Source organism: Pseudomonas oryzihabitans NBRC 102199 (genome assembly GCF_000730625.1).
GTDB lineage: Bacteria > Pseudomonadota > Gammaproteobacteria > Pseudomonadales > Pseudomonadaceae > Chryseomonas > Chryseomonas oryzihabitans.
In genome coordinates, this window is the sequence record NZ_BBIT01000010.1 from 1 (window position 1) to 19,233 (window position 19,233).

10 protein-coding genes and 2 pseudogenes are annotated in these 19,233 nt (G+C 67.6%); 6 read left to right on the top strand and 6 right to left on the bottom strand.

Translation table 11 applies throughout. The features are described from left to right. Positions 1-158: 158 nt before the first annotated feature. The gene (locus POR01S_RS12715) at positions 159-2,432 is read right to left on the bottom strand and encodes an ATP-dependent DNA helicase (protein WP_042136217.1); all 2,274 of its coding nucleotides are present in this window, start codon (positions 2,430-2,432) and stop codon (positions 159-161) included. Then, positions 2,429-4,090: a VRR-NUC domain-containing protein gene (locus tag POR01S_RS12720; RefSeq protein ID WP_042136219.1), complete on the bottom strand. Its 1,662-nt coding sequence runs from the start codon at positions 4,088-4,090 to the stop codon at positions 2,429-2,431. Before POR01S_RS12720 ends, POR01S_RS12715 begins: the two co-directional genes overlap by 4 nt. Positions 4,091-4,272: 182 nt before the next feature. Between POR01S_RS12720 and POR01S_RS12725 the strand changes: the two genes are divergently transcribed. From POR01S_RS12725 to POR01S_RS12735, 3 genes are all read left to right on the top strand, one after another. Next, positions 4,273-5,550 (top strand): glucarate dehydratase family protein, encoded by a 1,278-nt coding sequence (locus POR01S_RS12725; RefSeq protein ID WP_027602514.1) that lies wholly within the window; start codon positions 4,273-4,275, stop codon positions 5,548-5,550. Positions 5,551-5,697: 147 nt separating this feature from the next. Beyond that, positions 5,698-7,977, top strand: coding sequence for a beta-glucosidase BglX (gene bglX, locus POR01S_RS12730; protein ID WP_052382661.1), 2,280 nt, complete (start codon positions 5,698-5,700; stop codon positions 7,975-7,977). A gap of 451 nt (positions 7,978-8,428) precedes the next feature. Continuing rightward, on the top strand, positions 8,429-9,367 hold the full coding sequence (locus POR01S_RS12735) for a LysR family transcriptional regulator (protein WP_042136224.1): 939 nt from the start codon (positions 8,429-8,431) through the stop codon (positions 9,365-9,367). Between the two features lie 18 nt (positions 9,368-9,385). Here POR01S_RS12735 and dld read toward each other — a convergent pair whose 3' ends face one another. The 3 genes from dld to gbd all read right to left on the bottom strand — a co-directional run bounded on the left by dld (position 9,386) and on the right by gbd (position 13,875). Continuing rightward, a complete protein-coding gene (gene dld / locus POR01S_RS12740) occupies positions 9,386-11,155 on the bottom strand; it encodes a D-lactate dehydrogenase (protein WP_052382662.1) in 1,770 nt (589 codons plus the stop codon). Positions 11,156-11,234: 79 nt separating this feature from the next. After that, on the bottom strand, positions 11,235-12,578 hold the full coding sequence (locus tag POR01S_RS12745) for an MFS transporter (protein WP_042136225.1): 1,344 nt from the start codon (positions 12,576-12,578) through the stop codon (positions 11,235-11,237). Positions 12,579-12,738: 160 nt separating this feature from the next. Beyond that, positions 12,739-13,875, bottom strand: a complete 1,137-nt coding sequence (gene gbd, locus POR01S_RS12750) for a 4-hydroxybutyrate dehydrogenase (RefSeq protein ID WP_042136227.1) — start codon at positions 13,873-13,875, stop codon at positions 12,739-12,741. A 215-nt stretch (positions 13,876-14,090) separates the two neighbouring features. Here gbd and POR01S_RS12755 point away from each other — a divergent pair, with 215 nt between their 5' ends. The 3 genes and pseudogenes from POR01S_RS12755 to POR01S_RS24320 all read left to right on the top strand — a co-directional run. Further along, positions 14,091-14,840 (top strand): carbon-nitrogen hydrolase family protein, encoded by a 750-nt coding sequence (locus POR01S_RS12755; protein ID WP_042136229.1) that lies wholly within the window; start codon positions 14,091-14,093, stop codon positions 14,838-14,840. Between the two features lie 198 nt (positions 14,841-15,038). Then, a pseudogene (locus tag POR01S_RS24315) lies at positions 15,039-16,178 on the top strand (cache domain-containing protein); the annotation flags it as partial. Between the two features lie 288 nt (positions 16,179-16,466). Then, positions 16,467-17,039 (top strand): annotated as a pseudogene (locus POR01S_RS24320) (methyl-accepting chemotaxis protein); the annotation flags it as partial. A 194-nt stretch (positions 17,040-17,233) separates the two neighbouring features. Here POR01S_RS24320 and POR01S_RS12765 read toward each other — a convergent pair. Further along, positions 17,234-19,207, bottom strand: a complete 1,974-nt coding sequence (locus tag POR01S_RS12765) for a BCCT family transporter (RefSeq protein ID WP_027602507.1) — start codon at positions 19,205-19,207, stop codon at positions 17,234-17,236. Positions 19,208-19,233 lie beyond the last annotated feature (26 nt).

Consider the following 19,233-nt stretch of genomic DNA (forward strand, 5'->3'; position numbering starts at 1 on the left):
GCTACGGCTCTACACCAGGTGCACCCCTATAACGGCTAAGACAGTGGCTCCTACAGGCTCGATGTAATCGTAGGAGCGGCCCATGGCCGCGATCAACAAAACACCGGAGTGCCATAGGATCAGTTGCATCGGCGAGCGGCCCATGGCCGCGATAGTCTTCAAGCCGGCGCAGGTTCGCCCGTGGGCACCGCGCCCTCCTCCACCTGCCACCAGCTCGGCAGCAGCGCCCTGACCTCGGGCTGGGTGAATCTGTCGTCGATGAGATAGAGGCAGCCGCGGTCCTGCACGGTGCGGATCACCCGGCCGGCGGCCTGGATGACCTTTTGCAACCCAGGATAGAGGTAGGCATAGCGATAGCCGTCGCCGAAGCGCCGCTGCAGGCGCTGGCGCAGCTGTTCGTTGACCGGATTGAGCTGGGGCAGGCCCAGGGTGGCGACGAAGGCGCCGATCAGGCGGTCGCCGGGCAGGTCGATGCCCTCGCCAAAGCTGCCGCCGAGCACGGCGAAGCCGATGCCGCGGCCGTCGGCCTGGAAACGCTCGAGAAACGCCTGGCGGGCGGCTTCGTCCATGCCGCGGGACTGGCGCCACTGGGGCACGTCGGGCGCCAGCTCGGCCAGCGCCTCGGCCACCTGGTCGAGGTAGTCGAAGCTGCTGAAGAAGGCCAGGTAGTTGCCTGGGCGCTGGCGATAGCGACTGGCGATCAGGGCGGCGATGGGCGCGCGGGAGGCGGCGCGGTCGGCGTAGCGGGTGGACAGCCGCACCAGGCGCACCTCCAGCTGCTCGGCGGCGAAGGGCGAGGCGACGTCGACCCAGGCGCTGCCGGCCGGGACCCCGAGCAGGTCGCGGTGGAAATGCTGGGGAATCAGGGTGGCGGAGAACAGGGTGCAGCTATGCGCCGCCGCCAGCCGCGGACCGACGAAGGGCGCCGGCACCAGGTTGCGCAGGTTGAGTTGCGACTGCGCCTTGCCGCGACCCTTGAGCAGGGTGACATCGAACAGCGAGTGATCGCCGAAGGTCTCGCCCAGGCGCATGAACTGCAACAGGTCGAAGAACAGCGTCTGCAACTCCGGCGCCGGCGGCTGCCCGGATTCGCCGAAGTGCTCGGTGAGCAGACCCACCACCCGTTGCAGGGCGGTCAGGAAGGCGGCGGGCAAGTCCGGCTGCACCTGGTAGTCGACCTGCTGCTCCTTGTGCAGGCGATTCCACTCGCGATTGAGCGCCTGCAGGCCTTTGGCGATGGCCGGCGGCGCCACGGCCTTGCCGGCGGCCAGGCGACGCTGGTCGAGGCTGGCGCTGTACATGCCGCGCGCCCGGTCGAGCAGGTTGTGGGCTTCGTCCACCAGCACCCCGACCCGCCACTCCTGGGTCTGGGCCAGGGCGTGGAGCATGGCGCTGCCGTCGAAGTAGTAGTTGTAGTCGCCCACCACCACGTCGCTCCAGCGCGCCAGTTCCTGGGCCAGGTAATAGGGGCAGACCTCATGGGCCAGGGCCGTCTCCCGCACCCGCGCCCGGGTCAACTGCGTGGGTTCGGCCAGGGCGGCGGCGCGAGCGGCCGGCAGGCGGTCATAGAAGCCGCGGGCAAGCGGGCAGGACTCGCCGTGGCAGGCCAGTTCCGGGTGCTCGCAGGCCTTGTCCCGCGCCACCAGTTCCAGCACCCGCACCGGCGCGGCCAGGGACTCCAGGCCATGCAGGGCCAGGGCGCGGCCAGGGGTCTTGGCGGCGAGGAAGAACAGTCGGTCCAGGTTCTGCCGCGGCATGGCCTTGAGCAGCGGGAACAGGGTGCCCACCGTCTTGCCGATGCCGGTAGGCGCCTGGGCCAGCAGGCAGCAGCCGACGCTGGCGGCCTTGTAGACGGCTTCCGCCAGGGGCCGCTGGCCGTGGCGAAAGTCGGGATGGGGAAAGGCCAGGGTCGCCAGCGCCGCATCCCGCGTGGCGCGATGGGCCAGCTCCTGGCGCGCCCAGGCGAGAAAGCGCGAACACTGGAGTTCGAAATGCGCGGCCAGGTCCGCCGCCGTCCACTGCTCGGTGAAGACGGTCTCGGCACCCGTGCCGATGTCGAAATAGACCAGCGCCAGGGTCAGCTCAGGCAGCTCGCGGCTCTGGCAGAGCAGATGGCCATAGACCTTGGCCTGGGCCCAGTGCAGGTGGCGGTGGTTGCCCGGCTGGCGCTCCAGACTGCCCCTGTGGGTCTTGATCTCTTCCAGACGCTGGGCAGCGGCGTCGAAGCCATCGGCACGGCCGCGCACCTGCAGGTCTTCGAAGTCGCCCTGCAGACTGACCTCGCGCTCATAGCCGGGGCCGCGCCGGGCGGCCACCCGCTGGTGGCCCTCGATGCCTTCCAGGGCGGTGGGCGACGGGGTGAATCTGAGATCCAGATCGCCGGCCTTGGCGGTGAATTCGCAGAGGGCGCGAACGGCGATGCGATAGCTCATGCGGAGGTCGCGGCCACCTGCCACTGCACGTGGCAGACGCTGACCGGGATGTCATGGGCAGCGAAGAAGTCCAGCCAGCGGCGCTGGTTGTCCTGCAGACGGTCGCCCGGGCCCTTGACCTCGATCATCCGGTAGCGGCCTTCCGCCGGCCAGAACTGGATCAGGTCGGGCAAGCCGGTGCGGTTGTTTTCCGGATCCTCCAGCAGCCGTTCGAAGCACAGCCGCAGGTGCCGCGCCGGCAGGCAGGCAAGGGCCTGGTCCAGCAGTTCGCTGCCGAGGATGCCCCAGGCGACGAAGGGCGATGCCAGGCCGCGCTTGCTGGCGAAGCGCTCGCGGATCACCGCGGGATAGGAGCCGTCGTCCAGGCGCGCCAGGCAGGCGGCGAAGGCCTCGGCCCGCCGCTCGCGAAAGCCCGGCAGACGCAGGTCGGCCGGTTCGCGCTGATAGGGGTGGAAGAAGGCGCCGGGGATGGCGAGGAAGATGGCGTCCCAGCACAGCAGCCCGAACAGGCTGGTGAGCAGGGTGTTTTCCACGTAGTGCACCGGCGCCTCGTCGCAACCCAGGTGCTCGCGCACCAGCCACTCGACCCGGCGCAGGCCGTCGTTGACCAGTTCGAAGTCGAGGCGCTCCACCGGGCTGGCCGGACGGCGCTTGTTGGGCGGGCCGCCCTGCTTGCGCACCAGCCGCGGCAGGATGCGCGCCACCTGCTGGCGTTCGGCGTCATGGGCCGGGGCGGCGACGATGGCTTCCGCCAGCGCCTGGGCGGCGGGCCAGTCCTCCAGCCGTTCGAGCATGCGCAGGGCGCGGATACGCGATTCGGGGTGCGCCGAGGCGGCGTAGAGCGCCTGCGCCTGGGCCAGTTCGCCAAGGCGTTCGTGGTGCTGCGCCAGTTCGTGGAGCAGCTTGCCGCGGCGCAATTCCAGCCAGGTGTTGGCGAAGCGTTCGGCGGGCAGCAACGGCAGCAGCTCGGCGGCCGGCAGCCCATCGCGCAGCGCCTGGCGGCAGCGCTGGATGTGGAGGTAGGCGTCCACCTCGTGGCGCTGGCCGAAGGCGCGGGATTCGGCGCTGAAGGCCACCGTCTCGTACTGGAAGATACCCATATCGGCCAGCACGAAGTCGGTCCAGTCCTGGTGCAGGTTGCCAAAGAACAGCAGACGCAGGCGATCGCAGAGGTCCATCAGCGTCAGCCGCCAGACGCCCTCCGCCACCAGCTCGGGCACGCTGCCGGTCCAGCCGCTGAAGGCCAGGGGTGTGGCCTGCTCGGCCTCCAGCCGCGCCAGCCAGTCTTCCTTGCGCCCGGCCTTGGGTAGGCGATTGCCAAAGCAGCCGAGCAGCTCTTCCTTGCGCAGCAGGGCGAAGAGTTCGATCAGGTGCAATTCCGGATCGGCCAGCAGCCAGCCGAGCTCCACCAGCGGACTCGCCGCGGCGCGGGGGCAGCCGATCTCGCCATACACCAGCTTGCTGGCACGGAACACCTCGCCCTTGCGCATAACCAGGCGCACCAGCAGAGCCCGCGAGGGCTGCGGCAGCTCGGCGAAGGCGGTGATGAAGGCCTGCTCGCGGTCGTCGAGCAGATCGGGATAGCGCAGGGCGACCCAGTCCAGTACCCGCTGGAAGTTGTGCAGATAGTAGAGGGGATCTTCGAGCGGAGCTTTCATGCGAAAGGTGCGAATAGGGTGGCGGCTGGCTATTTATCCAGCCCCGACCAGAGCGGGCAACCCCGATGCGATATGCGGTCATCCCGCCGGGGTCATGGCACTTCTTTCGGTTGAAGATCCCGACCGGTAGTCATACGATGACTGACAAAGACCACCACAACTACAAGTCCAGGAGTCTGAGCGTGAAGATCAAACGGATCACCGTCACCCCCATCGCCTTTCGCGATGCCCCGCTGCTCAACGCCAGCGGCATCCACGAACCCTATGCGCTGAGATCCATCATCGAGGTGGAAGGCGACAACGGCCACATCGGCCTCGGCGAGAGCTATGGCGACGCCCCGGTGCTGGCGGTGTTGAAGGCCATGGAAAGCAGCCTGGTCGGCCTCTCCGCCTGGGACCTCAACGGCCTGCGCGCCCGGGTGGTGGAGACCGTCGCAGGCCTCGCCGGCGGCGTGGTGGCCGGTGCCGAACTGGCGCCCGGCTCCCATCCGAGCAAGCAGGTGGCCAACGCCTATTCCGCCTTCGAGGTGGCCTTCCTCGATCTGCAGGCGCGCTCCCTGGGCATTCCCCTGGTCGAATTGCTGGGCGGTGCGGTGCGCCGCGAGGTGCCCTTCAGCGCCTATCTGTTCCTCAAGTACGCCGAGCATATCGATGCGCCCTACCCGCCCGATCGCTGGGGCGAGGCCATCAGCCCCGAGCAGGTGGTGGCCCAGGCGGCGCGGATGATCGAGGAGAACGGCTTCCAGAGCATCAAGCTCAAGGCGGGCACCCTGCTCGGTCCGGATCACGAGGCGGCTTGCATCAAGGCCCTGCGCCTGGCCTTCCCGGAAGCGCCGCTGCGTATCGACCCCAACGGCAACTGGTCGCTGGAAACGTCGCTGCGCATCGCCGAGGTGCTGAAGGACGACCTGCAGTACTACGAGGATCCAACTCCGGGCCTGGACGGCATGGCCGAATTGCATCGGCGCACCGGCATACCCCTGGCCACCAACATGGTGGTCACCGATTTCGACGAATTCCGCCGCAGCGTGGCCCAGAACAGCGTGCAGATCGTGCTCGCCGACCACCACTACTGGGGCGGCCTCCGGGACACCCAGATCCTCGCGCGGCTGTGCGACACCTTTGGCCTGGGCGTCTCCATGCACTCCAACTCGCACCTGGGCATCAGCCTCATGGCCATGACCCACGTGGCCGCCGCGGTGCCCAACCTGGCCTATGCCTGCGACACCCACTATCCCTGGCAGGAAGAGGACGAAGAGGTCATCCGGGGCGGCAAGCTGCCGATCCGCAATGGCTGCGTGGCGATCACCGATGCGCCCGGCCTGGGCGTGGAGCTGGACCAGGATCAGCTCGCCAAGCTGCACGAGCAGTTCCTCGCCATCGACATCCGCAGCCGCGACGACGTGCGCCAGATGCGCAAGTACCAGCCGGACTGGGAAACCCGCAAGCCGCGTTTCTAGATCTTCGCCCCCTCTCCCAGGCCCCTGACGACCGGCTCGCCCGCCGGCCGTCAACGGCTCCGCTTCCCGGCGTCGCGGTTGTACAATCCCCTCGGCACAAGGGTGCCCAAGAACAACGAGAAAGTACGCACAGGGAATTGGGGGACGATGTTGAACGCACCACGCCTCACCGCACTCATGCTCGGCCTGGGACTGGCGGTCAGCGCCACCCTCGCCCCGGCGCAGGACAGGGATCCGGCACGCGCCTACGTCGACGCCCTGCTGGCGAAGATGACCCTGGAGGAAAAGATCGGCCAGCTCAATCTGGTGAGCGTCGGGCCGGACTATCCCAAGGAAGCCATCATGGCGGACATCCGCGCCGGCAAGGTGGGCGCCATGTTCAACACCGTGACCCGCCCCGATATCCGCCAGATGCAGGACCAGATCGCCCACAGCCGGCTGAAGATCCCGCTGTTCTATGCCTATGACGTCATCCACGGCATGCGCACCATCTTCCCCATCAACCTGGGCCTGGCCAGCACCTGGAATCTCGACGCCATCGCCACCAGCGGGCGCATCTCCGCCCTGGAAGCGGCGGCCGATGGCCTCAACCTGACCTTTTCCCCCACCGTCGACGTCACCCGCGAGCCGCGCTGGGGCCGTGCCTCGGAAACCTTTGGCGAAGACACCTGGCTGACCTCGCGCATCGGCGCCACCCTGGTGCACGCCTACCAGGGCAAGGACCTTCGCGCCCCCGACAGTCTCATGGCCAGCATCAAGCACTTCGGTGGCTATGGCGCCGTGGAAGCCGGCCGTGACTACAGCAACGTCGACATGAGTCCGCAGCGACTCATGCAGGACTACCTGCCGCCCTATCGCGCCGCCGCCGAGGCCGGTGCCGGAGCAGTGATGGTGGCGCTCAACAGCATCAACGGCGTCCCGGCCACGGCCAATCGCTGGCTGCTGCAGGACCTCTTGCGCAAGGACTGGAACTACCAGGGCCTGCTGATCAGCGACCACGGCGCCATCAACGAGCTGGTGCTGCACGGGGTGGCCAAGGACACCCGCGACGCCGCCGAACAGGCGCTCAAGGCCGGCGTCGAGCTGAACATGCACGACGACGTCTACGGCAAGCAGCTGCCCGCCCTGCTGGCCGCCGGCAAGGTGACCCAGGCCGAGATCGACCAGGCCGTGCGCGACATGCTCTTGACCAAGTACCGCATGGGCCTGTTCGACGATCCCTATCGCCGGCTGCAGGGCCAGGATCCGGCCGACACCAACGCCGAATCGCGGCTGCACCGCGCCGAGGCGCGTCAGGTGGCCCGCGAGAGCCTGGTGCTGCTGAAGAACGAAAAGGCCGTGCTGCCACTGCGCAAGGGCGCCACCCTGGCGGTGGTCGGCCCGCTGGCCGACAGTCCGCGCGACGTCATGGGCAACTGGTCCGCCGCCGGCGTGGCCGCCCAGGCCGTCTCCATCCGCCGCGGCCTGGAAAACGCCGTGGCCGGTCAGGGCAAGGTGCTCTATGCCAAGGGCGCCAACCTGCTGGACGACCGCGATGTGCTGGCCTACCTGAACTCCTACGAACCGGCGGTCGCCGTGGATCCGCGCAGCGCCAGCGAACTGATCGCCGAAGCCGTGGCCACCGCGCGCCAGGCCGAGGTGGTGGTGGCCGTGGTCGGCGAATCCCAGGGCATGGCCCACGAGGCCTCCAGCCGCGCCCGCATCAGCGTGCCCGACACCCAGCGCGAGCTGATCAAGGCGCTCAAGGCCACCGGCAAACCGCTGGTGCTGGTGCTGATGAACGGCCGCCCGCTGGCGCTGGAATGGGAGCAGGAACAGGCCAACGCCCTGCTGGAAGCCTGGTTCCCCGGCACCGAAGGCGGCAACGCCGTGGCCGATGTGCTGTTCGGCGACCACAACCCCTCCGGCAAGCTGACCATGACCTTTCCCCGTGAAGTGGGCCAGGTGCCGCTGTACTACAACCACCTGAGCAGCGGTCGCCCCTTCGATGCGGCCAAGCCGAACAAGTACACCTCGCGCTACTTCGACATCGTCAACGGTCCGCTCTACCCCTTCGGCTACGGCCTGAGCTACACCTCCTTCGAGGTCTCGGCGCCGCAGCTGTCCAGCGCCACCCTGAAGAAGGGCGATACCCTGACCGCCAGGGTCACGGTCAAGAACACCGGCAGCCGCGCCGGCGCTACCGTGGTGCAGCTCTATCTGCACGACGTGACCGCCTCCCTGGCGCGACCGGTCAAGGAGCTCAAGGGCTTCCAGAAGGTGATGCTGCAACCGGGCGAGAGTCGCGAGCTGGACTTCCCCATCACCGAGGCGGACCTGCGCTTCTACAACAACGACCTCAAGCTGGTCTCGGAGCCGGGCGAGTTCAGGGTGATGGTCGGCCTGGATTCGGAGCGGGTGCGCGAGGGGCGTTTCACGCTGCTCTGAGGGGGCTCAGCCCTCACCCCAGCCCTCTCCCAGAGGGAGAGGGGGTAAAAGCGCGCAGCTCGATGCCGCCTTGCCTTCCTGCGGGCCCTCACCCCAACCCTCTCCCAAGGGGAGAGGGGGTAAAAATCCTGCATTTTGATGCCGCCGCATCCCTTCATGCCCCAGCCGCCCCCTCTCCCTCCGGGAGAGGGTTGGGGTGAGGGACAGGCTCCGCGCCCTGAGTCCGACCCGTTGGGCTTCGCTGGCGCTCAACCCAACCTAGAGTTCCCGTAGGTTGGGTTGAGGCGGCTCTATCGCCGAAGCCCAACGAATCGAACCACGCCTCGTAGCGGCAGGCTCGCGGCCGATCAAGCCCCGCTCCTATTACAGTCCGTTATACGCAAGCAACGACTTGCTCTAGGCTAGAGCCCTCGGGATCAACCATAAGCAAGCGCGGTATAACGGTCGGTCAATGAAGCAGCTCGCCAGCCTCAACGCCATCATGTCGCGCCTGCACGCCAAGCAGCTGCGCCTGCTCATCGCTCTGGCGGAAAAGGGTTCGCTGCTCAATGCCGCGGAAGGCCTGGGGCTCACCCAGCCGGGCGCCAGCAAGGCGCTCAAAGAGCTGGAGTCCGCCCTCGGAGTGGAATTGTTCCTGCGCACCAATCGCGGCCTGCTGCCGACCCCGGCGGGTACCTGCGCCATTCGCTTCGCCCGGCTGATCCAGGCCGACCTGGACAATCTGCGCCTCGAACTCCACGCCATCGCCAGCGGCTCCGGCGGCAAGCTGGCCATCGGCACCATCATGGGCGCCGTGCCCCTGCTCACCCATGCCATCTCGCGGCTGCTGGACTTGCAGCCGCGGCTGTCCATCGAGGTGGTGGAAGACACCAGCACGACCCTGCTCGGCCTGATCGACCAGGGGCGGCTGGACGCGGCCATCTGTCGCCTGTCGGTCAGCGAGCGGCCGGAAAGCTACGACGCCCTGGTCATCAAGGACGAGTCCCTCGCGGTCATCGCCCACGCCGCCCATCCGGCCGCCCAGCGCGAGCGGGTCGAGTTGCGGGATCTCTCGGACAGTCGCTGGGTGGTCTATCGAGCCAACATGCCCATGAGACGCACCCTGGAACACGAATTCTTCGAGGCGCAGCTGCCCTTTCCGCTGCACCTGATCGAGACCACCTCGGCGCTGACCACCCTTTCGCTGTTGAGCCGCAATCCCCGGCTGGTGGCCCTGGTGTCGGTCGAGGTGGCGGACTATGTCTGCCAGCATGGCCTGGTCAGCCGCCTGCCGCTGGAGCTGAGGTCGCACAGCGAGCCCTATGAGCTGGTCTCGCGGCGCAGCGCCCAGCAGAATCCGGCGTTCGCGCTGCTGGTGGAATCGCTCTACGCCATCCAGCAGAAAGACTGAGCCGCCCCGCACGACCGCTCAGGACGTGCGACTCGTCTCCGCGGTCTCCGCCCGGGCCGCCTTCGCCACCGCGGCGATGGCATCGCCGGCATGCGCGGCGCAGCAGTCCTCCTGCCAGCGATGGCGCCGCGTCAGCTGCCCGATGCCCGGATTGAAGGCGTTGGTCGGATCGAGCTGGCGATAGTGCCGCTCCAGTTCCGGCGCCGCGGCGTAGAGGTGACCGACATTGTGCTCGGCGGGATAACGGGCGCCGCGAGCCTCCAGCAGGGCCAGCAGGCGACGCTTGAGCGCCGCGCAGTCCCGGCCCTTCTTCACCAGGTATTCCTGGTGCAGCACGTGGCAGAAGAAGTGCCCGCAATACATGGTCACCTCGATCTGCTCCGCCAGCTCCGGCGGCAGGGTCTCGAACCAGTCCTGGGTGTTGCGCGGCAGGGCGATGTCCAGGGCGAGGATGTCTTCCACGGTGTCCCGGTGCACCGCCCGGTAGCGATTCATGGCATTGCCGACCGCGAAGCGATTGAGGAAGGCGGCGTTGCCCTCCTCCAGGTCGCACTCGATGAAGTCCGCGTCGGCGCTGGGCAGCCAGGACTGCAGATAGGCGCGGGCCTCGTCAATGCCGTCTTCGCCCATCTTCAGCAGCAGATGGTGCTCGAAGCGCGCGGCAAAGGCGTTGAGGCGCGCCGGCAGGTGCTCCGGCAAGGGCGCCGCCAGACGTTGCAGCAGGCGATCGCCAAGCTGGGCACCCAGGCCCAGGCGTTCGCTCAGGGCATCGAAGCGAGTCTTCCAGGCAAAGGCTTGGGGCACCCGTTGCGCACCACAGCGCTGAATAAACAGGAACAGGTCCTTGCCGTAGGTACGACTGAGTTCGTAGGCCGTGCGGTGCATGTATTCGCCGGCGATGGGCAGCTGGGCGAAGTTGACCAGGATGTGCCGGCGGATGGCTTCCAGATCGGCGGCCCGATTGGAGCCGATGTAGAACACCCGGGTGTTGCGATCGGCGACGAAGGTATCCAGGCGCAGGGCGAACACGGCGATCTTGCCCGCCGAACCCGAGGCTTCGTACAGCCGCCGCGGATCGGCGTTGTAGCGCGCCGGGGTGGCTGAGGCCACGTCGCGGACATGGCGGGCGTATTCGCGATCTGAGGCCATGGCCCCGGCCGGATCCTGCACGACGCTGTCGTCGAAGCGACCCTCGTCGAGTCGGCTAAGGATCTCCTCGGGGGTGTCGCCCAAGGCCAGGCCCAGGTGATTGACCAGTTGCAGCTGCCCGGCTTCATCGATGCGGGCGAACAGCGACAGCTGGGTGAAGGCCGGTCCGCGGCGGATCAGCGAGCCGCCAGAGTTGTTGCAAACGCCACCGGTGACGGAGGCGCCGATGCAGGTCGAGCCGATCACCGAATGCGGCTCGCGCCCCAGGGGTTTCAGTGTCGTCTCCAGCTGGCTCAGGGTCACACCCGGCTGGGACAGCACCTGTTCGCCCTGGCGCAGCAGGGCCAGGCGGGTCAGGCGTAGGGTGTTGATCAGCACCACCGGCCGGTCGTAGCCCTCGGCCACCGGGGTGGAGCCGCCGGTCAGGCCGGTGTTGGCCGCCTGGCAGATGATGATGGTGCCGGCGCTGTGGCAGCGCTGCAGCACGCGCCACATCTCCAGCAGGGTGCCGGGCCGCACCACGGCGAGCACCGCCCCGCCGCCATAGCGGATGCCCAGGCGGAAGCGCCGGGTCGCCGCGTCGCCCTGCAGGACATGGCGCCGCCCGACGATGGTGTGCAACTCGCTGACCAGATCCATGACGTCCTCTTCACTGACAAGGAAAGCGGCAGCGAAGGATAGTCGCTTCCGCTCGAAAGGCGCGGCTGGCGCGGCGTGGCTACTCGGCCAGCAGCCCGGTAGTCGACGGCGCGGGCCGGCGGGTCACCCACAGCATCAGCGCCGCGCACCCCAGCAGGCAACCCCCGAGCAGCATCAGCCCGACCTGCGCCGAGCCGAACAGCGTGGTCAGCAACCCCAGCAGATAGGGCCCGGCGAAGCCGCCGAGATTGCCGAAGGAGTTGATGATGGCGATGCCGGCCGCGGCGGCGGCGCCCTGCAGAAAGGCCCCGGGCAGCCCCCAGAACAGGGCGATGGCGCTCAGGCTGCCACCCACGGCGAAGGCGACACCGAGGATCATCAGCAGCAGGTGCTGGGGAAAGGCCGCGCAGAGGATCAGGCCGATCCCGGCCAGCACCGACATCAGGGCGCCATAGGCGCGCTGGTTACCCGTGCGCTGGGCCTGGCGGGTGACCCAGACCATGGTCGCCGCGCCGAACACATAGGGGATGGCGGTGATGAGCCCGATGTCCAGGACCGAGGCCACCCCGGCGTTCTTGATGATGGTCGGCACCCAGAAATTGATGCCGTAGTTGCCAAGCATCAGCAGGACGTAGATGACCGTGAGCAGCCAGATGATGGGCAGGGCATACAGCCGCTTGAGGGCGATGCGCGGCTTTTCCGCGGCCTCCAGGGCCAGACGCCGGGTGAGTTCGGCCTTTTCCTGCTGGTTCAGCCACCGGGCGTCCTGGATGCCGTTGTCCAGCAGCCAGAGCACCACCACCCCGACCACCACGGCCGGCACCGCCTCGATGACGAACATCCACTGCCAGCCCGCCAGTAGGCCGTTGCTGCCCATGTAGTACATGATGGCGCCGCTGAGCGGACCACCAAAGATGAAGGACACCGGATTGCCGAGGATGACGATGGCCATCATGCGGCTGTGCAGCGCCGCGGGAAACCAGTAGGTCAGGTAGAGGATGACCCCGGGAAAGAAGCCCGCCTCGCAGACGCCGAGCAGGAATCTCAGGCCATAGAAGGTCAGTTCGTGGCTGATGCCCAGCAACTGGGCAATGGGCCCGGTGAAGGCCATCAGCGACGAGACCAGGCCCCAGGTGATCATGATGCGGGCGATCCACAGCTTGGCGCCGACGCGATGCAGCATCAGGTTGCTGGGGACCTCGAAGAGGAAGTAACCGATAAAGAAGATACCAGCGCCCAGGCCGTAAGCCGCATCGGACATGCCGAGGTCGCTGAGCATGGCAAGCTTGGCGAAGCCGACGTTGACCCTATCGAGATAGGCGATGATGTAACCGAGCAGCAGCAGCGGCAACACGCGCCAGGCGACCTTGCGATAGAGCGGATCGAATTGCACCGGGGATGCGGCGGTACTGGGATGGGCCATGATGTTTCGCGTCCTTTAATTGTTGTGATTGTCGCGAGGGTCTTGCAGAACGGCTGTCGGTCATCCGCAGCCCACTACCCGCCCGGAACGAGTCGAGGCGCAGGGCAGGACGGCGGATGGCACTGCAGCGGAAGGGCTTGCCGCTAGGGAAGTCGGGGCCTTAGAACGAGGCCTGGATCAGGTCGGCATAGTCCTCCGCCGAGGCTTCCCGGGGATTGGTCTGGTGGCTGTGATCGGCCAGGGCGCCGGTGACGATGCGCGGGATGAGTCCCTTGTCGACCCCCATCTGCGCCAGCCCCGTCGGCAGCCGCAGGGCTTCGGCCTTGTGCGCCAGCGCCTGCTCCACCGACAGCCGCGGCGGCAGTTCCATGGCCTGGGCGAGGCGTTCGAGTTTCTCGTCGCGGACCACCGATTCGGCGCTCCGGTTGAAGGCCACCACGGCCGGCAGCAGGACCGCGTTGAGGGTGCCATGGTGCAGCCGCGGATCGATGCCGCCCAGTGAGTGACTCAGGCTGTGCACGCAGCCCAGCCCCTTCTGGAAGGCCAGCGCCCCCTGCAGCGAGGCGCTGAGCATCTGGGTACGGGCTTCCAGGTTGGTGGGCTCGTTGAACGCCAGTTCCAGATGGCGCCAGGCCCGGCGCAGGCCGTCCAGGGCGATGCCCTCGGCCGGCGGATTGAAGCCGGGCGCGAGAAAGGTCTCGATGCAGTGGGCCACTGCGTCCATGCCCGTGGCGGCGGTCAGGTGCGGCGGCAGGCTGAGCGTCAGCAGCGGATCGCAGATGGCCACCCGCGGGATGACATGGGGCGAGAGGATGCCGACCTTGCGGCCATCGTCGAGAATGATGATGGCGCCGCGTCCCACCTCGCTGCCGGTGCCGGCCGTGGTCGGAATGGCCACGATGGGTACCGTCGCCGCGGTGATCCGCGTCAGGCCGCCCTCGATGACGGCGAACTGTTTCAGCGGTCCGGGATGGCGCGCGGACACGGCGATGGCCTTGGCCAGGTCGATGGGCGAACCCCCACCGACGGCGATGATGCCGTCGCAGTCCGCACCCCGGAAACAGGCGACGCCCTCGCGGGTGGCGGCCTCAGTGGGATTGGCCGGGGTGGCGTCGAACACCTGGTAGGCGGCCAGGGGATTCTGCTCCACCAGCTGCTCGATGAGACCGGCGGCCACCACGCCCCGATCGGTGACAATCAGTGGCCGCTGGAAGCCCAGCCGGGCGTTGACGTCGGCCAGTTCGGCCGCACAGCCGGCGCCGAAGCGGATCTCCGTTACATAGTTGATTATCGCCATGACCCGTCCTGTTATTCTTGAAATTGATAGACGGCCCGACTATAGCGAGGCGCCTCCCGGCCAAATACTGAGAGGTAGCGATAGCGGTATAACCAGGAGGCAACCCAGCCTGTTCAGCTAAAGCCGGCATAGCCCTGCCTCCCCTGCCGGACGCCCTCCCCACAGCGATGGCCGGGCCCGCTCTCCCGGGCGCCGCCGCTTTCCCTGGAGTCTCGATGCCCACCCCTACCCTGGCCGCCGCCCAATCCGTTTCGCTCGCCGGCGACCTCGCCGCCAATCTGCGCACCCATCTCGACTTCATCACCGCGGCTGCCGACGTCGGGGTGGAGCTCCTGCTGTTTCCGGAACTGTCCCTGACCGGCTATGAGCCGACCCTGGCGGCAGGGCTGACGCTGGAAAGCAGCGATGCGCGCCTGCTGCCGCTGCGAGACGCCTGCCGCGCGGCCGGGCTGACGGCCGTGGTCGGAGCGCCCGTGCGGGGCGTGGCGGGATTGCAGATCGGCGCGCTGATCCTGGGCGCCGATGGCCGCTGCCATGTCCATACCAAGGAGTACCTGCATCCGGGCGAGGCGCCGCCCTTCGTGCCCGGCGATGGCGGGGACTTGCTGGAGGTGCGCGGGCTGAAGGCCGCCCTGGCCATCTGCGCCGACAGCAATCACGAGGCCCATGCCGATGGCGCCCATGCCCGCGGCGCCGATCTCTACCTGGCCTCGGCGGTGATAGGTCCGACCGGCTATCCCGCCGACAGCGCGCGCCTGGCCGGCCATGCCCGACGCCTGGGCATGCTGGTGCTCCTGGCCAATCACGGCGCGCCCACCGGCGGCTATGCCTGCGTGGGCCGCAGCGCCTTCTGGCAGGCCGATGGCGGGTGCCTGGTCGCGGCGCCAGGCGACGGTCCCTGCCTGGTGATCGTCCGGCAGGTCGCCGGTGCCTGGCAGGGCGAAATCCGCACCGTGCGACCCTGATCGCCGCACGGCGCAATCCTCTGACCGGAAAGCGGCTGCCAGGTCACGGCGCGACTGGATTCGCGTCCCGATATCCCGCGCCTCCTGCGACTAAAGGTCACACGTCAGACGCCGATAAGGCTCTGACATCCTCGTTCAGAACACCGCCAAGGATGCCTTTCGCAGCGTGAACGACGCTGTAACCGCAGGAGCGACACCATGGCCTTGAACACCATTCGGACCCGCTACACCCTGATCTTCCTCGGCTTCATCGGCGCGACCCTCGCGGCCACCGTCATCGGCATTCGCCTGTGGGTGACGCCGGACCTGGTCGCCGCCGGTGAATCCGCCGTGCTCACCCGCGTCAACGAGGTGGGCACCCGCATCTATCGCGAACTCAACCAGATCCAGGCGCAGCAGCGCTCCATCACCCAGACCGTGCCGCTGCTGGACAGCGCCGCCATCGACCGGGTGCTGCCCGGCCTGGTGGACCAGTACGGCGATGCCAAGGTGTTCGGCGGCGGCATCTGGCCGCTGCCCAACCAGCGCGAGCAGGGTCGCGACAAGTTCAGCACCTTCTATCACCGCGATGCCGGCGGAAAGCTGATCGTCAACACGCACTGGAACTCCCCCGAGTCGCTCAACTACTGGGAGCAACCCTGGTTCCAGGCTGGCCTCAAGGCTCCCGCCGGCCAGTGCGTCTGGGCCGCCGCCTACAAGGACGCCGCCAGCGCCGAGCCGCGCACCAACTGCGCCATGGCCATCCAGCGCGACGGCAAGGCCTTTGGCGTCTCGACCATCGACCTCACCCTGGGCTTCTTCAACCCCCTGGTGGACAGCCTGCGCAAGGAACTCGACGACACCGACATGATGATCGTCGAGGCCGACGGCAAGATCCTCAGCAACCTCAGCGAACTCGGCGATTCGCAGATCCTGAACAACGTCTCGGCCTATGCCACCCGTTCGCCCTTCGTCGCCGCCATCCAGCAGAACCTCGGCAAGCTCAAGGGCGAGGCCGTGGTGCGCGACACCTATGTCGACGAGCACGGCACGCCCCACACCTTCTTCCTGCGCCCGCTGGCCGGCACCCCCTGGCTGCTGGCCACGGCGCTGCCCACCTCGCTCATCGCGGCGACCAACACCGGTATCCTCAAGACCCTGGCGGCGATCCAGCTGCCGCTGGTCCTGCTGCTGGTAGGCATCATGGTGCTGGCGCTCGGCAAGCTGATGGGTCGCCTGGGCCTGCTGCAACGCAACATCGAATCCCTGTCCGCCGGCGACGCCGACCTGACCCGGCGCATCCCGGTGCACGGCCAGGACGAGGTGGACGCGGTGGCCGGCGCGGTCAACGGCTTCATCGGCTATCTGCAGCGGCTGATCGGCGAGGTGGGCGACGCCACCGACCGCATCGACACCGGTCTCAAGCAACTGCACGGCCAGGCCCAGCAGAACGGTGCCATCCTGGCCCGCCATGCCAGCGAGACCGACCAGGCGGTGACCGCCATCACCGAGATGAGCGCCACCTCCGACTCCGTGGCGCGCAGTGCCAGCGATACCGCCACCCTCACCCAGGCCGCCAACGGCCAGGCCGAGCGTTCCCGCGCGGTGGTCCAGCAGGCCTCGGCCAGCGTGCTGGCCCTGGTGGATCAGGTGGAAGACGCCACCCTCAAGGTGCAGGCCATGCAGAGCGATGCCCAGCGCATCAACGACGTGCTCGGGGTGATCGGCGGGATTGCCGGTCAGACCAACCTGCTGGCGCTCAACGCGGCCATTGAGGCGGCCCGGGCCGGCGAACAGGGTCGCGGCTTCGCGGTGGTGGCCGACGAGGTCCGCGCCCTGGCCGGCCGTACCCAGCAGAGCACCGCCGAGATCAACGAGATGCTCAACCGGTTGCAGCAGGGGGTGAGTTCCGCGGTCGCGGCCATGGAAATGACCAAGGCCAGTTGCCAGAGCACTGCCGAGCGCACCCGCGAGGTCACCGAAGGCCTGGACGAGATGAGCGGTTCGGTGGTGCGCATCAGCGATCTCTCAACTCAGATCGCCGCAGCGGCCGAAGAGCAGAGCGTGGTGGCCGGCGAGATCAACCAGAACATGGTTGCCGTGCGCCATATCGTCGACGACCTGGTCACCAGCGGTCAGCGCACCGCCGAGAGTACCGCGGCGGTGCAGTCGTCCAACGAGCAGCTGATCGCGGTGGTCCGGCGCTTCCGGGTGAGGTGACCCGAGCGTCGCGACAGGAAAAAGCCGGGCACTGCGCCCGGCTTTTTCGTTTCAGAACCTGTTCACGATCTCGCGAGCTAGAGACAAACAAGGCAAAAACGCCTGAGGAAGCGGAGTTTACAAGTGGTAAATGAGCATTCCGAAGGCGTTTTTAACGCAGTTTGGCCGACGCGCAGCAGATCGTGGATAGGTTCTCAGCCCACCAGATGCAGAAAATGCATATGGCGCTCGTACTGGTCGAGGATGTCGCCGATGACGTCCTCGCGGGACCAGCCCATGACGTCATGGTCCTGGCCACCCTCGCGCAGATAGACCTGGGCGCGGAAGTACTTGCGCTCCTCCCCCGGCTCGCTGCCCATGACGAAACTGGGCATGGCGTAGGCGTGGGGTCTGACCTGGTAGACGAACTCGGGCTGCTCGGCCGGACCGACATACAGCCGCACCCCGCCATCCTCGCGGTCTTCCACGCCACAGACATAGCCCTGCTTGCGCCACTCCTCGGCCACCGCCAGGCAAGCCGGCTTGGCCACCTCGCCGATGAAGCGCACCACGTGGCTGCGCCGCGGAAACATCGCCAGACCGCGCAGGCGGCGCTGCCAGCCGCCCGGCGTACGGCTGGTGGGCGGGGTGAGACTCAGCGACTGATGGCGCAGGCCGCGCTTGGTGGCGTCCAGCTTCAGGGCCTTGAGCAGGCCATGCATGCTGAACAGCAGGGCGAGGGTGAACGGCAGGGCACTGGCGATGGTGGCGGTCTGCAGGGCCTTGAGACCATCGGCCAGCAGCAGCGCGATGGCCACCAGCCCCATGCTGGCGCCCCAGAACACCCGCTGCCAGACCGGCGTCTGGTCCTGGCCGCCGGAGGCCAGCATGTCCACCACCATGGCGCCGGAATCGGCGGAGGTGACAAAGAACACCACCACCATGACGATGGCGATCAGCGAGATCACGCTGGCGAAGGGGAAGTGCTCGAGGAAGGCGAACAGCGCCAGGGAGCTGTCCTGGGATACCGCGGCGGCCAGATCGGTGATGCCCTCGGTGAGGATCATGTGGATCGCCGTGTTGCCGAACACCGTCATCCACAGCAGGGTGAAGCCGGCCGGCACCAGCAGCACGCCGGAGACGAATTCGCGGATGGTCCGCCCGCGCGAGATGCGCGCGATGAACAGCCCGACGAAGGGCGACCAGGCCAGCCACCAGCCCCAGTAGAACAGCGTCCAGCCGCCGATCCAGTCGGTGGGTCGATAGGCGTTGAGGTTGAGGGTGCGGCTGACGATCTCGCTGAGATAGCCCCCGGTGTTCTCGACGAAGGTCTGCAGGATCAGCACCGTGGGGCCGAGGATGACCACGGTCAGCATCAGCAGCACCGCCAGGCCCAGATTGAGCTCCGACAGCCGCCGGACGCCCTTGTCCAGCCCCGAGACCACCGAGAGGGTGGCCAGCGCCGTGGTGACGACGATCAGGCCGATCTGCACCGGGGTGGACACCGGCACGCCGAACAGCACGTTGAGCCCGGTGTTGATCTGCGAGACGCCGAAGCCCAGGGAGGTGGCGACGCCCAGCACCGTGCCGATGATGGCGAAGATGTCCACGGCATGGCCGATGGGCCCATGGATGCGCTCGCCGATCAGCGGATAGAGCGCCGATCTCAGGGTCAGCGGCAGGCCGTGGCGATAGCTGAAGTAGGCCAGGATCAGGGCGACGATGGCATAGATCGACCAGGCGTGCAGGCCCCAGTGGAAGAAGGTGATGCGCATGGCCTGGCGCGCGGCGTCCACCGTCTGGCCATCGGCATAGGGCGGGTTGAGAAAGTGCATCACCGGCTCGGCGACGCCAAAGAACATAAGACCGATGCCCATGCCGGCGGAAAACAGCATGGCGAACCAGGTGGTGTTGGCGTAGTCCGGCTCACTATGGTCCGGGCCGAGCTTGATGTCGCCATAGCGACTCATGCCGAGAAACACCACGGTGCCGAGGATGATGGCCACGGCGAGGATGTAGAACCAGCTGAGGTTGGTGATGATCCAGCCCTGGATGGCGGCGAACAGCCACTGGGCGTTGGCCTGGAACAGGCTGGCATAGAGCACCAGCACGAGTAGCAGCAAGGTCGAGGTCCAGAAGACCGGAGGACTGAAGGTGGGACGAGCGGCGGATTCTCCCTGGCCGGTCATAAAAGGGCTCCTGTTCATGAAGTGCG

Bases quoted from the DNA above. Each gene is read 5' to 3' on its own strand.
- POR01S_RS12715 (WP_042136217.1), bottom strand. From the start codon at position 2,432: ATGAGCTATCGCATCGCCGTTCGCGCCCTCTGCGAATTCACCGCCAAG.
- POR01S_RS12720 (WP_042136219.1), bottom strand. From the start codon at position 4,090: ATGAAAGCTCCGCTCGAAGATCCCCTCTACTATCTGCACAACTTCCAG.
- bglX (WP_052382661.1), top strand. From the start codon at position 5,698: ATGTTGAACGCACCACGCCTCACCGCACTCATGCTCGGCCTGGGACTG.
- POR01S_RS12735 (WP_042136224.1), top strand. From the start codon at position 8,429: ATGAAGCAGCTCGCCAGCCTCAACGCCATCATGTCGCGCCTGCACGCC.
- dld (WP_052382662.1), bottom strand. From the start codon at position 11,155: ATGGATCTGGTCAGCGAGTTGCACACCATCGTCGGGCGGCGCCATGTC.
- POR01S_RS12745 (WP_042136225.1), bottom strand. From the start codon at position 12,578: ATGGCCCATCCCAGTACCGCCGCATCCCCGGTGCAATTCGATCCGCTC.
- gbd (WP_042136227.1), bottom strand. From the start codon at position 13,875: ATGGCGATAATCAACTATGTAACGGAGATCCGCTTCGGCGCCGGCTGT.
- POR01S_RS12755 (WP_042136229.1), top strand. From the start codon at position 14,091: ATGCCCACCCCTACCCTGGCCGCCGCCCAATCCGTTTCGCTCGCCGGC.
- POR01S_RS12765 (WP_027602507.1), bottom strand. From the start codon at position 19,207: ATGACCGGCCAGGGAGAATCCGCCGCTCGTCCCACCTTCAGTCCTCCG.